A 14,838-nucleotide genomic window follows, 5' to 3' on the forward strand; every position below is an offset into this window, starting at 1 on the left:
ATAGAATGGTTTACCTTTGATAGGCAAGAAATAAAGCGGAGATAGCAGTAAAAGAAAACAGATGAAAAATACGGTTTGGGTAGATGAGATTTTAGAAGCATTGCACGATGTTGTGGTGGAAAGAGAATTCAAAAAAGGGGAATCTCTTCTGCGTATTGGCGAGGTATGTGAATATGTAGGTCGAGTAGAGGAAGGGGCCTTGCGTATGTTTTATCTCGATGCAGAAGGAAAAGATATTTCGTTTTCCTTTTCTTTAACACACGATATTTTTACGCATTATGAAGGGTTGCTTTCTGGACAAGTTTCTACCATGGAGATCGAAGCTCTTGTGGATACGAAAGTTTTGCTCATTCGAAAAAAAGAGTTGTTTGAGCTATATGAATCCTCTTTTTATTGGCAAAAAATAGGAAGATTAATGTCGGATGCTATTTTCTTATCCGCAAAAGAGCGCATCGACTTTTTACTTTTTTACACCATTGAGCAGCGTTATACCTATTTGCTGATGAAACAGCCTGAAATTTTGGATGTAGTGGCGCAGAAACATATTGCCAGCTATATCGGCATTCAACCGCAATCGCTCTCTCGATTAAAAAAACGCATCAATAAAAACGAAGAGTTAACTTAAGTGAATGTGCCTTTTTTGCTGATACAGTAGTTTTGTAGTTCATAATAAACGAAACGTGATGATAGAAGGTATTCAAGGGATAAATGCAATAATCTTTCTTTTATTAGGAGGAATACACCTGTTTTGGGTATTCGGCGGTCTTTGGGGAACGCAATTTGCTATTCCTAGTACAACCACAGGAGAGCCTATTTTTCAACCTAGAAAAGGTGGGACTTTATTTGTGGCTTGTTGCTTGTTTGCAGCAGCAATACTAAATTTAGGTTTTTTAGCGATTGGCCAATGGGCGTATTTTTGGATTGGCCTCTTGTTCGGATTGCGTGTTATTGGAGATTTTAAGTATGTTGGACTTGGTAAAAAAGTGAAAAATACTCCTTTTGCTCAGAAAGATGCAACCGTTTTTATTCCAATTTGTATATATTTGAGTTTTAGTCATTTTTTCTTGTTTTTTTGGTAATAGTTGGAGTTTTTTGGTAGATATGATGAATATCAGTTCTTTTCTTTGTTAAAAAGCAGTAATTTGTATTCGGAATTAAAAAGCTAAAAATTAACCTGATAAGAAAAACTGAATCTATGAAATATGTATCTGCTCAAGAAGCTGCTAAAGTTGTACAATCTGGAGATCGAATTTATGTCCATGCGGCGGCTGCAACCCCAAATGTCTTAACCAAAGCGATTAGTGATCGAGCTGGTGAATTGCGCAATGTTGAATTTTGTCATATTCACACAGAAGGAGAAGCGCTTTATGCAGATCCTGCGTTGTCAGGAAGCTTTCACGTCAATTCGTTCTTCATTGGTAAAAACGTACGCCATACATTAGCAGCGGGTAACGGATCGTATACCCCAGTTTTTTTAAGTGAAGTTCCTATGTTGTTTAGAAAAGGCGTGCTAAAAGTAGACGTTGTTTTAATTCAAGTTTCTCCACCAGATGAACATGGATTTTGTTCGCTTGGGGTATCTGTAGAAGCTTGTGTGGCAGCAATGGAGAGAGCGAGAGTGGTTATTGCGCAAATTAACCCACAAATGCCACGTACATTTGGTGATAGTGTATTGCATAGCTCAAAAATTGATTTAGCTGTGGATTATGATTGTCCAATTTATGCGGCTAAAGAAGTTGTTATTACAGAAAAAGAAGCGACAATTGGAAAATTTGTGGCTAATTTAATTGAAGATGAGAGTACCCTTCAAATGGGGATTGGGTCTATTCCCAATGCTGTTTTGGCTCAATTGAATAACCATAAAAATTTAGGACTACATACAGAAATGTTTTCGGACGGGGTGATTGATTTAATCCAAAATGGGGTGATTGATTGCTCGAAAAAGAAAATTGCCAAAGGAAGGGCGTTAGCTACTTTCTTAATTGGTTCTAAGAAACTCTACGATTTTGTCGATAATAACCCCTTTATAGTACTGAAAGAATCGAGCTATGTAAACGATACCGCAATTATTCGCAAGAATCCAAAAGTAGTGGCAATTAACTCTGCTATTGAGGTGGATTTAACAGGGCAAATTTGTGCGGACTCTATTGGACATCGCATGTATTCTGGAGTAGGAGGGCAAATGGATTTTGTTCGCGGGGCTTCTTTGAGTGAAGGTGGAAAAGCAATTATTGCTTTAGCTTCTACGAGTAACCAAGGGCATAATCGAATTGTTCCCTTCTTGCGTCAAGGCGCTGGAGTTGTTACAACACGTGCACACGCACAATATATCGTTACGGAATATGGAGTAGCTGATTTGTACGGTAAAACACTCAAACAAAGGGTAGCAGCCATGGCTGAAATTGCCCATCCAGACTTTAGAGAAGAAATTTTGAAAGCGTATTTCGATAATTTGAAATCGTAAGGCCGAATAAGATTCACCTGGAACTAAAAATAGCATATCATCCTGCTAAGAGGCAAATGGTCATTTGTCTATATAGAAGGAAATATAGAGATAGAATAGAAGGAGCGAATAACCATTCGCTCCTTTTTTTATGGTTGTACTTGGGTTTGTGTTGGTTTTGAGGGATTTGTAAAAGGATAAATGGAAAGTGAAAAATATTTTCTTTAGATTTTAACCCATAATTTTAAGATTAAGTTGGTTTTTTGTACAATAAAATATAAAGGTATACTGTTTAAAAAGGGTATAAATCGTTATATTTGACACTAAAATAAATAGAAAATCAATGCGTAGAATTAATAGGTTGGCTTGTATAGCTGCACTAGTGGGTAGTATGAGCCTTTATGCACAGCAAACAGCTGTATATACAGGTCCTTATGCAACGTTTAATCATGCAGTAGCGCTGTATAATGAACAAGAGTATTTAGCAGCCCAACTATTGTTTGATAAAATAAAGAAAGAAAATAGTTCAGAGAATAAAGAAATAGAAGCGGATTGTGCGTATTATATCGCGAATTGTGCTATTCGATTGGATCAAAGTGGTGCGGAAAACAAAATTGATGATTTTGTTGCCAATTATCCAACGAGTTCCAAGCAGAATATTGCGTATATCGAAGCAACAGACTACTATTTCACTAGAGGTCAATTTGCAAAGGCGGCTCATTATGCAGCTAAAGTAAAAGACCATGTAATTGAAACAGAAAAAGTAGCTGATCGATTCTTCTTTGAAAAAGGATATAGTTCTTTTTACATGAAGAACAGAAAAGAGGCAAAGAAATACTTAGAAAAAGTAAGTCCAAACGGCGAATGGAGTGAGCAAGCAACCTATTATTTAGGGTATATCGCTTACGATACCGATAATTTTGACGATGCGAAAAAGCTGTTTGAAAAAGTAGAAAGCAAGGAAAAGTACAAAGAGAAAATGGGGTACTTTCAAGCGGATATGAATTTCAAAACAGGAAATTTTGAGCAAGCGATTACAGATGGTTTATCGCAGATCAATAAATCCAATCCACAAGAAAAATCAGAACTTTCAAAGATTATTGGAGAGAGTTACTTTAACCTCAAACAATATGACAAAGCCCTTCCTTATTTATTAGAGTATAAAGGGAAAAACGGCAAGTGGAATAATACGGATTACTATCAATTAGGATACGCTTATTACAAGTCGAAAGACTATGAAAAAGCAATTGAGCAATTCAATAAAATTATCGATGGAGATAATGCTATTGCTCAAAATGCATACTACCACTTAGGGGAAAGCTATTTACATACACATAAAAAAACACAGGCTTTGAATGCATTTAAAAATGCTTCGGAGATGCGTTTCGATGCCAGTATTCAAGAAGATGCTTATTTGAATTACGGGAAGTTGAGCTATGATATTGGAAATGCTTACCAAAGTGCACCAAAAGTAATCAGCGGATTCATGGAGAAATACCCAACTTCACCTTATAAAGAGGAGATGGAAGGGTTGTTAATCGATTCGTATATTACTTCTAAAAACTTTTCAGAAGCTTTAGTGCTTTTAGAGAAGAACAAAACAACAGCAAATAAAGAAGCCTACCAAAAGGTAACGTTTTATCGCGGATTAGAATTGTTTGCTGAAGGAAAGTATGACGAGGCTTTAGCTATGTTTACTAAATCTTTAGTAGAACGTCAAGATGGAGCATTCACCGCTCGTGCTTATTATTGGCAAGCAGAATCTAATTATGCGTTGAATAAGTTTTCGGAAGCGATTTCCTCTTATGTGAGCTTCTTAGGTAGCCCACAAGCTAAAAACACCAACGAATACAAAAATGTAAACTACGGTTTAGGGTATACGTACTTCAAGCAGAAGGATTATAGCAATGCAGCAAAGCAGTTTCAAAGCTTTATAGCAACAGCGCCAAAAGACGAGGCAAGACGTGTTGATGCTTATCTTCGTTTAGGGGATAGTCAATTTGTTGAGGGAAGTTATTGGGCTGCTATGGAGTCATACAATAAAGTGATTGAGGCTAATAAGGTAGATGTCGAGTATGCGCGTTTTCAAAAAGCATTGGCTTATGGATTCGTAGATCGTTTACAGAAAAAAGCAGATGATTTAATTGCTTTTACTAAAGATTATCCGAAATCAAGTTTAGCGGATAACGCTTTATATGAATTAGGAATGACGTATGTTGTGATGCAACAACCACAAAAAGCAACGCCTATTTTTGATCAATTATTGAAAAATTTCCCGAAGAGTTCTTATGCTTCTAAGGCTTTATTGCGTCAAGGTTTAATTCACTACAACGCGAATAGACCAGATGAGGCATTGGTTAAATTTAAAGAGGTTGTCGCAAAATACCCGACTAGTGCAGAAGCGATTGAAGCGGTACAAAATGCTCGATTGGTTTATGTAGATCAAGGAAAGGTAGATGAATATGGGGCTTGGGTTAAAGGCTTGTCATTTGTAAGTGTAAGTGACTTGGAGTTAGATAAGGATACGTATGAGTCTGCGGAGAAACAGTATATGCAGAATAATACGCAAGCTGCAATTGCTGGTTTTGAGAAATATTTAGCTGCATATCCAAAAGGATTAAAAGCGTTACAAGCTCATTTTTATTTAGGACAAATGTATTTTGCGGCTAATAATCCGAAAAAAGCACAAACTCATTATTTAGCAGTTGTTGAAGGCAACAAAAATGAATATGTGGAGGTGAGTTTATCGCGTTTGGCTGAAATGTACTTGAAAGATAAAGATACCGATCAGGCGTTATTGATGTTGAGTCGATTGGAAAATGAGGCTGCTCAAGAACAAAATAAAGTTTTTGCGAAGTCGAATTTGATGAAACTGTATTATCAAGAAGAAGATTATACCAACGCTTTAGATTATGCTGAGCAGGTATTGAAAATGGCTAAAATAGACGATAAGGTTAAGAGTGATGCGCAAATTATTATTGCGAGAACGGCTTTTGCAAATAAACAATACGACAAGGCGAAAAAAGGATATGCAGATGTAGCTAAAATTGCCAAAGGGGAATTAGCGGCTGAGGCCTTGTATTATGATGCGTTCTTTAAGCGTATGGACAGCAAGTTCGATGCTTCTAATGAGAGTGTTCAAAAATTAGCAAAAGACTATTCAACCTATAAGTATTACGGGGCAAAAGGATTGGTATTGATGGCGAAAAATTTCTATAGCTTAAAAGATGCGTATCAAGCGACGTATATCTTGGATAGCGTAATTAAGAATTTTGGAGAATTTTCGGATGTTGTTGCAGAGGCACAACAAGAATTGAACACCATTAAGGGCCAAGAAGCGAAAAGCAATTCATCTGTAGTACAGTAAGGTTTAATCGAATTAGAAAGTAATTATGAAGCAGATAAAAATATTAACCTTTGTATCAAGTGTATTGTTCGTTGGTGCAGCGGTTGCTCAAGATAAAAATAAAAGTGATTTAGGAACAGAAGTTGTGGACGTAGTAAGACGTTATGATGCAACTGTTTCGGAGGCATTCAAAGTGAGAGAAATGCCTAATTTAGATGAAGATGTTAAAGGGAAAAAGAAAGAGGTTGTTTATACAATTACTTCCTTTCCGGTAGCGTCTACCTTTGTACCTACAAAAGGAGAAGCAGCAAAAGTAGAGGCAAAGCGCAATTTAGAGCGTTTTGATAACTATGCCTTATTTGCTATTGGTAATTATACGAATATCAATGGGGAATTGTTTTTGAGTGGCCAAATCGATCCGGATAGTTATATTGCTGGATTCGTGAACCACTTTTCTTCTCAAGGGGGAATTAAGAACTTGTTGTTAGATGATGATTTTTCTAAAACGAAAGCAGGTATTAATTTTTCTGGACAGAAAAAGAAAATAGGATGGAACACAGAGGTAGGAGGTTCTTATCAAACATTGAACTGGTATGGTTTACCTCAAGAGGAAATGGGCGACCTGATTCCTCAGAGTACCATAGTTAGCATCAATCCAAAACAAAAGTATAAATCGTTCTATTTTGATGGATCTGTATCTTTTGAAGATTTACCAATCAAAGGCGTGGATGTGTATTACAACAACTTTAGTGATGATTTTGATCGTGCTGAAAATCGCTTTGTATTCAAACCAAGAGTGGAAACGGCATTTGATGAAGGAATTATTGGTAAGTTGAACTTGGTAGTGGATTATGTGAGTTCAGATTATAGAAAACAAACCTTTTTAACGGACCAAGGTTGGGATTATGCTAATACTGCTATTGCGACACAAAAATTAAGTGATAAGCATTTTAATTTCGGTGCAGAGCCTAGTGTTGTTTTGAAAGGAGATGATTACTTCGTGCAATTAGGGGTAGGTTTATACTACAACAATGGTAAAGTAGGAGGTAGTTCAGATAATAGTTTTAAATTTTACCCACAAGTAAAGGCTTCTTATAACTTAGTGCCGAATATTGTAATTGCTTATGCTGGGATTGATGGTCGTTTGACGCAAAATTCATTTAAAGATTTCGTTGATCAAAATCCATTTGTATCACCAGAAGCGATGCTGTTGCCAACAGATAAGACCTATGATTTTCACGTGGGGATGAAAGGAAAATTAGATCATACCATCTCGTATAATATTAAAGCTTCTTATTTAAAGGAAAATGACAAAGCATTATTTGTTTCTACTCCTTATTCATCAAATACAAAACGTTTAGGGTATTTATACGGCAATGCTTTTAATGTAGCCTATGCTGAGGTAGAAACGTTTCGTTTGTTTGGGGAATTGCGTTTTGATATTGATAATACCTTGCTATTAGGTGTTCATGGAGAATACAACCACTATGACACAAATACAGCAGAAGCTTGGGGATTACCTAAAATAAGAGTTGGTGCAGATGCCTTGATTAACTTTACAGAACAATGGTTTGCAGGAATGGATTTACAGTATGTTGGAGAGCGAAAAGACATGTTTGTTAACCACGATTTTTCACTAGATGGTGGAAATGTAGCGGATGCAGTGAGAAAAGTAGATGGATATGCAGATTTGAACTTGAAAGTAGGGTATAGACCAACAAAAAATTGGACCGTATTTTTAAAGGGAAATAACCTGTTGAATGAAACGTATAATCAGTGGGGAAGCTTCAAATCTCAAGGTATACAGGTAATGGGTGGAGCTAATTTATAAATTCGATTTTTGAGAATAATTGCGACTTAAATATTGTTAAAAATCATATTTTTTTAGTTTAAAGCCGTTTTATTCTCAATTTTTAATTTTTTTTCATAGTTTATTGGACTACTTTTGTTGCTCAAACAGCAAAACAGAACCTATAAGGTATTTAAGAAATTAGAAATGACACTAAAACAAGAATTAAAGGCTACATTTTTACAGCGATTAGATGATAAGATTGATGCCCTCCGAGGTATTGTCGAAGATTTAGCGGTGGATGCCCAAACAGATGCAAAAAGCTCTGCAGGGGATAAACACGAAACAGCTTTGTCTATGATGCATTTAGAGCAAGAAAATATTGCCAAAAAAATTAAAGAGAGCCTTGATCTAAGAGAGGTTGTCAAGCGCGTAGATGAGCATAAAAACTCAGATATCGTAGAGTTTGGAAGCATTGTAAAAGTCAATACAGTTTATTTATTTTTGGCTGCTGCCTTGCCGAAAGTATCCGTAGACGACGTATCGGTTTTAGGTGTTTCTATGGATGCACCCATTGCGAAAGCATTGTTGGGACGTAAATTACACGATTCATTTTCTTTTAATAATTGTGATTTTACGGTTAATTTTTTAGAGTAAAAAAAAGAATTAGATTGATAAATAAAACAGGTGTAAGCGAAAGTTTACACCTGTTTTATTTTGAATTGATCCAGCTGAAAATAAAGTAGAACTTTTTTGTGAAAAGATGGAATATTATTGTAATTTGAGACCTTCCGTTTTTTGTTAGAAATGTTTAAATTAAATACGAAAAACGTTGAGATAAGGAGAAGAGAAGTTGATAAATTGTTTAAAAAAAGCTATATTTGTACGTTACTTATTTTAGAAAATTATTATGAGCCAAGAAGTAAATAAGGGAAATTATTCAGCCGATAGTATTCAGGCACTAGAAGGAATGGAGCACGTAAGAATGCGTCCTTCCATGTATATTGGAGATGTAGGAGTGCGCGGATTACACCCACCTTGTATATGAGGTAGTAGATAACTCTATTGATGAGGCATTAGCGGGACATTGTGATACCATTAATGTAGTTATTAACGAAGACAACTCGATTACTGTTGAAGATAATGGTCGTGGTATTCCCGTTGATATTCACAAAAAAGAAGGAGTATCTGCTTTAGAGGTAGTAATGACCAAAATTGGTGCAGGAGGAAAGTTCGATAAAGATTCATACAAGGTATCTGGAGGTTTACACGGGGTAGGAGTATCGTGTGTGAACGCGTTATCTGATTTATTGAGAGCGACTGTTTACCGCGATGGAAAAATCTATGAACAAGAATATTCAAAAGGTAAAGCTTTATTTCCAGTAAAAGTTATTGGTGAAACGGATAAGAGAGGGACAACCGTAATGTTTAAACCCGATCCGACCATCTTTACACAAACATTAGAATACTCGTATGATACATTAGCGTCTCGTTTACGTGAGTTGGCTTTCTTGAACAAAGGATTGACTATCAATTTGACGGATGCACGTGAAGTAGATGAGAAAGGACAGCAAAAAAGTGAGGTTTTCTTTTCTAAAGAAGGATTGAAAGAATTTATCAAGTTTTTAGATGGAAACCGTACGCCTATTATCAATGAAGTAATCTGGATGGAATCAGAAAAAGGAGATGTTCCAGTTGAGGTTGCTTTAGTGTATAATGATACGTATTCAGAGAATATCTATTCGTACGTGAATAATATTAATACACACGAAGGAGGTACGCATTTACAAGGTTTCCGTATGGGATTAACTCGTACGTTGAAAAAGTATGCAGATGCTTCTGGATTGTTAGATAAGTTGAAATTTGAAATTAGTGGGGATGATTTCCGTGAGGGATTAACCGCTATTATCTCTGTGAAGGTAATGGAGCCACAGTTTGAAGGTCAGACAAAAACTAAATTGGGGAATAGAGAAGTTGTTTCTCCGGTGAGTCAGGCTGTTGCTGAAATGTTGGAGAATTACTTAGAGGAAAATCCAAATGATGCAAAAATCATCGTGCAAAAAGTAATTTTAGCTGCACAAGCTAGACATGCTGCGAAAAAAGCACGTGAAATGGTTCAGCGTAAAACGGTAATGACTGGAGGAGGTCTTCCAGGTAAATTATCGGATTGTTCTGAGCAAGATCCAAAGAAATGTGAGGTATTCCTTGTCGAGGGTGACTCGGCGGGTGGAACTGCCAAACAAGGACGTGATCGTAATTTTCAAGCAATTTTACCTTTGCGTGGTAAGATTTTGAACGTTGAAAAAGCAATGGGACACAAAGTGTTCGAAAGTGAGGAGATTAAAAATATCTTTACTGCTTTAGGGGTTACTATTGGAACAGAAGAAGATAGTAAAGCCTTAAATCTTGAAAAACTGCGTTACCATAAAGTAGTGATTATGTGTGATGCCGACGTGGACGGTAGCCACATTGCAACGCTTATTTTGACTTTCTTCTTCCGTTATATGAGAGGATTGATTGAGAATGGACACGTATTTATCGCAACACCACCGTTATATATGGTGAAAAAAGGACAGCGTAAAGTTTATGCTTGGAGCGATGAAGAGCGTATCGATTTAATGGAAGAGATGGGGAATGGATCAAGTGTACAACGATACAAAGGTCTTGGAGAGATGAACGCAGAACAATTGTGGGAAACTACAATGAATCCTGAGCACCGTATCTTAAGACAAGTTAGAATTGACGATTTAAAAGAAGCCGATTTGGTTTTCTCAATGTTGATGGGGGATGAAGTTCCACCACGTAGAGACTTTATTGAGAAAAATGCAACGTACGCGAAAATCGATGCTTAATTAAAAATATCTAAAATAAAAGGTCAAGCATATTTGCATTGACCTTTTTTTGTTTAACGAAAACTTTAAAAGCCATTTAATTATGAAAGTATCTGTAATTGGAGCAGGTAACGTTGGTGCAACATGCGCCGAGGTTATCGCATTTAGGCAAATAGCAAGCGAGGTAGTACTCGTAGATATTGCTGAAGGATTAGCTGAAGGTAAAGCGATGGATATCATGCAATGCGCTGCTAACTCAGGATTTGACACCGTAGTCAAAGGGGTAACAAAACAGTATGCCCGTACTGTGAACAGTGATGTTGTTGTGATTACTTCCGGAATTCCAAGAAAACCGGGGATGACACGTGAAGAATTAATTGGAACAAACACCGCAATTGTGAAAAGTGTGATGGAAAATGCATTGACTGTTTCACCTAATGCGATTTTTGTTATTGTGACCAATCCAATGGATACTATGGCTTTGGCTGCCTTGAAAATATCAGGTTTAGCTAAGAATAGAATTATTGGAATGGGAGGCGCTTTAGACTCGGCTCGTTTCAAGTATTTCTTAAGCCAGAAATTAGATAAACCCGTAGCGGATATCGAAGGAATGGTGATTGGTGGACATGGTGATACAACTATGATTCCGCTTATTCGTTTAGCAACGTATAAAGGAATTCCTGTTACACAGTTGCTGTCAGAAGCCGATCAACAAGAAGTGGTAAAACAAACGATGGTTGGTGGAGCAACATTGACGAAGCTTTTAGGTACATCCGCTTGGTATGCACCAGGAGCAGCAGTTGCATATTTAGTAGATAGTATCTTGCACGATAGAAAAAAATTAATACCTTGTTCAACTTTATTGGAAGGGGAATATGGAGAACAAAATATTTTTATTGGTGTTCCTTGTATTATCGGAAAAAACGGAATTGAAAAAATCGTTGACGTTACTTTAAATAAAGAAGAAAAAGACGAATTTCGTAAGAGTGCGGAAGCTATTAAGGAGGTAAATAAAGAACTTCACAATATACTTTCATAAAATAATTATAACATGTCGGGCAAATAGAAATGGAAATCCTTATTTTTTTAGCGATAAACTTGCTAAAAGAATTGGTTAATCTAGCATCATATTTTATATTTGCTCGTTTTAAAAAAATAATTAATTAATTTTTAGTAATAATGCAAAACAAGGGACTTGTTAAATTTTTTGCAATAATTTTTGCTCTGGTAAGTATTTATCAGTTGTCTTTCACCTTTGTTACAGGCCATTATGAGGACAAAGCGAAAGCTTTTGCTAACGGGGATTCTGAGAAAGAATTACACTATTTAGACTCTATTGGTAATCAAACAGTTTTTTTAGGACAGACATTTAATGAAGTAAGAGCTAAACAAATCAACAAAGGTTTGGATTTAGAGGGAGGTATTAACGTTACGTTACAAATCTCAATCAAAGACATCCTTAAAGGATTAGCGAATAATTCGAAAAATGCTGTTTTTAATAAAGCATTGGCAGAGGCTGAGACAATGAGACAAGGTAATCAAAGTTACCTTGATGCGTTTTATGCTGCTTTTGAAAAAGAATCAAAAGGTAGCGTGAAATTAGCTTCTGGAGATATTTTTGCGAACAGAAATTTAAGTGAGATTACAGTAGGTATGTCAGATAACCAAGTAAAGGCTATCTTAGACAAAAAAGTAAAAGAATCTATTGAGAGTGCGTACCGCGTATTCAGAGAGCGTATTGACAAATTTGGTGTTTCACAACCGAATATTCAGATGCTTGGTGATACAGGACGTATTTTAGTTGAATTGCCAGGTGCAAAAGATGTAGATCGTATCAAGAATCTTTTACAGAGTACTGCTCAATTAGAGTTTTGGGAAACGTATAAAGTTGAAGAAATTGGAAACTACTTAGCTTCTGCTAATGAGTATTTAAAATCGACTGATAAAGCGGCTAAACCTGAAACAAAAGAAACTGAACAAGTTCAAGATTCAACAAAAACAGATGTTGATGCATTATTAGGTGGAATCAAAGCTGATTCTACTGAGACGGATCAATTGCAAGAATTAGGTCCTTTATTCAGCTTATTCGTTGGAGGTGGACAGCAAGGAAGTCCTATTTTAGGATATGTTCAAACAAAAGATACAGTAAAGGTAAATGGTTTATTAAAACGTCAAGACGTTAGAAACTTATTGCCAGCTGATCAAAAATACGCTCGTTTTGTTTGGGGTAAACCAAGTAAAAAGGCACCAGATATCGTTGAGTTATATGCATTGAAAACAAACCGCGAAGGAGTTCCTCCTTTAAGTGGAAGTGTTGTAACAGGTGCACAAGATGAATACGATAACTTTGGTCGTCCAGTTGTTGGTATGACAATGAGCCCAAAAGGAGCTAAAATCTGGGAAGAATTAACAGGAAAAGCATTTGCTGAGCGTTCGAATATCGCAATCGTTTTAGATAACGTGGTGTATTCAGCTCCAGGTGTTACTAACGGAGCAATCTCTGGTGGTAGATCATCTATTTCTGGTGACTTCTCTGTTGCTGATGCAAAAGATTTAGCGAATATCTTACGTGCTGGTAAATTACCTGCAGGTGCGGATATCGTTCAATCTGAAATCGTAGGACCATCATTAGGACAACAAGCTATTGATGCAGGTATGTTATCTGCAATCGCTGGTTTAATCGTTGTTTGGTTATGGATGGCATTCTACTATGGTAGAGCTGGTTGGTACGCAAATATTGCGTTATTAGCTAACTTATTGTTCATGTTTGGTATTTTAGCAAGTTTAGGTGCTGTATTGACATTGCCAGGTATTGCGGGTATCGTATTGACCATGGGTACTGCAGTAGATGCGAATATTATTATTTCCGAACGTGCGAAAGAATGTTTGCGAAAGGGTATGAGTTTGGCGGATACAATCAAAGAATCATACAGCTGGCATGGTGCTATGCGTCCAATCGTAGATGCTAACGTAACGCACATCCTTACAGGGGTTATCTTATTCGCTTTCGGATCAGGACCTATCAAAGGATTCGCAACTACTTTATTAATTGGTATCGCTACTTCATTATTTACTTCTATTTTCATCGCTCGTATCTTTATGGATAGAGATGTGAAAGCTGGTAGAACATTAATGTTTGCAACGAATATCACGAAAAACTGGTTTACAAACTTCAACTTTGACTTCTTGAAAATGAAGAAAGCAACGTACGGTCTTTCAGCTGTAATTGTTGTTGTTTCTTTTGCTTCATTCTTTATCAATGGATTTGATGAAGGAACGGATTTCGTTGGAGGTAGAACGTTCCAAGTGAAATTTGACAAAGAAGTTTCTGCGAATGATGTAAGTGAAAAATTAGGAGAAGCATTCGGAGTAAACGTTGAGGCTAAAGTTTTTGGTAACAAAGAGCAGTTGAAAATTACTACGAAATACAAAGTAGAAGAAGAAGGTGCTACAGTTGACCAAGAAGTAAACGAATTGTTATACAAAGGATTGAAACCTTACTATGCAAAAGATATTACATACGAAGAGTTCGTTAATGCTACAGAAGGAAAAGTTTACGGAGTTATTCAAGCTTCTAAAATCGGACCAAGTGTTGCAAAAGACGTAAAACAAAACGCATATTGGGCTGTTTTAGGTTCAATGGCTGCTATCTTCGTTTACTTAGTAATTTCATTCCGTAAATGGCAGTATTCATTAGGTGCTATTGTATCAGTTGCGCACGACGTAATCTTTGTATTAGGGGTTTACTCGTTGACATACAAATTTATGCCTTGGCACATGGAAATCGATCAACACTTTATTGCAGCAATCTTAACTGTAATTGGTTACTCGATGAACGATACTGTAATTGTATTTGACCGTGTACGTGAATTTATCGCTGGTAAAACAAAAGGAGATTTCAATAAGATTGTAAACGATTCAGTGAATACAACATTATCAAGAACAATTAATACATCATTGACTTTAATCTTTGTATTATTAATCATGTTCATCTTTGGTGGAGATTCAATTCGCGGATTTATCTTTGCTATGTTGATTGGTATTATTGTAGGTACTTATTCATCTCTATTCTTAGCTACGCCTGTATTAGTTGATACAATGCCTAGAAAAGATAAAGAGGAAATCGAAAGATTACACCAAGAAGCTCAAGAAGAATTAGCTGTTGAAAAAGCATAATAGCTAGCTTCAATCTATAAAAAGAAAACACTCTACATCAAGTAGGGTGTTTTTTTTTTGCAGGTAAGCGTCAAAAATGGAAAATTAAAGGGTATATCTGGACTTATAAACCTACTTGAAGTAACTATTTATAGGGGTTTGCGCAAAAAAAATGTGTTAATTATTTTTAATTGTTGTATTTTTGATACACGAAAAAGAAAGTTGGTTGAATAAGGATGATAGATTCTTCTTTACCTGCGAATGGAATTAATAG

General features: G+C 36.2%; 8 protein-coding genes and 1 pseudogene. All 9 read left to right on the plus strand.

Annotated elements, in window-relative coordinates:
* Positions 1–61 precede the first annotated feature (61 nt).
* The 9 genes and pseudogenes from M2306_RS03295 (at position 62) to secDF (ending at position 14,585) form a co-directional block, all read left to right on the plus strand.
* Complete coding sequence (locus M2306_RS03295) at positions 62–625, plus strand: Crp/Fnr family transcriptional regulator (protein WP_002985637.1); 564 nt, start codon at positions 62–64, stop codon at positions 623–625.
* A 58-nt stretch (positions 626–683) separates the two neighbouring features.
* Positions 684–1,079: a DUF3995 domain-containing protein gene (locus tag M2306_RS03300; RefSeq protein ID WP_259187959.1), complete on the plus strand. Its 396-nt coding sequence runs from the start codon at positions 684–686 to the stop codon at positions 1,077–1,079.
* A 116-nt stretch (positions 1,080–1,195) separates the two neighbouring features.
* Positions 1,196–2,464 carry an acetyl-CoA hydrolase/transferase family protein gene (locus M2306_RS03305; protein WP_259187960.1) on the plus strand — a complete coding sequence of 423 codons (1,269 nt, stop codon included), beginning with the start codon at positions 1,196–1,198 and terminating at the stop codon, positions 2,462–2,464.
* A gap of 322 nt (positions 2,465–2,786) precedes the next feature.
* On the plus strand, positions 2,787–5,810 hold the full coding sequence (locus M2306_RS03310; protein ID WP_259187961.1) for a tetratricopeptide repeat protein: 3,024 nt from the start codon (positions 2,787–2,789) through the stop codon (positions 5,808–5,810).
* Between the two features lie 25 nt (positions 5,811–5,835).
* Positions 5,836–7,620 (plus strand): TonB-dependent receptor, encoded by a 1,785-nt coding sequence (locus M2306_RS03315; protein ID WP_498882752.1) that lies wholly within the window; start codon positions 5,836–5,838, stop codon positions 7,618–7,620.
* A 165-nt stretch (positions 7,621–7,785) separates the two neighbouring features.
* A complete protein-coding gene (locus M2306_RS03320; protein WP_002985625.1) occupies positions 7,786–8,235 on the plus strand; it encodes a hypothetical protein in 450 nt (149 codons plus the stop codon).
* Positions 8,236–8,488: 253 nt separating this feature from the next.
* Positions 8,489–10,430: pseudogene (gene gyrB, locus M2306_RS03325) on the plus strand (DNA topoisomerase (ATP-hydrolyzing) subunit B).
* A gap of 82 nt (positions 10,431–10,512) precedes the next feature.
* On the plus strand, positions 10,513–11,448 hold the full coding sequence (locus tag M2306_RS03330; RefSeq protein WP_259187963.1) for a malate dehydrogenase: 936 nt from the start codon (positions 10,513–10,515) through the stop codon (positions 11,446–11,448).
* Between the two features lie 140 nt (positions 11,449–11,588).
* Positions 11,589–14,585, plus strand: coding sequence for a protein translocase subunit SecDF (secDF, locus tag M2306_RS03335; protein WP_115090719.1), 2,997 nt, complete (start codon positions 11,589–11,591; stop codon positions 14,583–14,585).
* Positions 14,586–14,838: the final 253 nt, after the last annotated feature.

Origin of the sequence: Myroides gitamensis (assembly GCF_029894455.1) — a bacterium.
GTDB classification, from domain to species: domain Bacteria; phylum Bacteroidota; class Bacteroidia; order Flavobacteriales; family Flavobacteriaceae; genus Flavobacterium; species Flavobacterium odoratum.

Coding starts and splice junctions, on each gene's coding strand:
- secDF (WP_115090719.1), top strand. CDS start 11,589: ATGCAAAACAAGGGACTTGTTAAATTTTTTGCAATAATTTTTGCTCTG.
- M2306_RS03295 (WP_002985637.1), top strand. CDS start 62: ATGAAAAATACGGTTTGGGTAGATGAGATTTTAGAAGCATTGCACGAT.
- M2306_RS03300 (WP_259187959.1), top strand. CDS start 684: ATGATAGAAGGTATTCAAGGGATAAATGCAATAATCTTTCTTTTATTA.
- M2306_RS03315 (WP_498882752.1), top strand. CDS start 5,836: ATGAAGCAGATAAAAATATTAACCTTTGTATCAAGTGTATTGTTCGTT.
- M2306_RS03310 (WP_259187961.1), top strand. CDS start 2,787: ATGCGTAGAATTAATAGGTTGGCTTGTATAGCTGCACTAGTGGGTAGT.
- M2306_RS03305 (WP_259187960.1), top strand. CDS start 1,196: ATGAAATATGTATCTGCTCAAGAAGCTGCTAAAGTTGTACAATCTGGA.
- M2306_RS03330 (WP_259187963.1), top strand. CDS start 10,513: ATGAAAGTATCTGTAATTGGAGCAGGTAACGTTGGTGCAACATGCGCC.
- M2306_RS03320 (WP_002985625.1), top strand. CDS start 7,786: ATGACACTAAAACAAGAATTAAAGGCTACATTTTTACAGCGATTAGAT.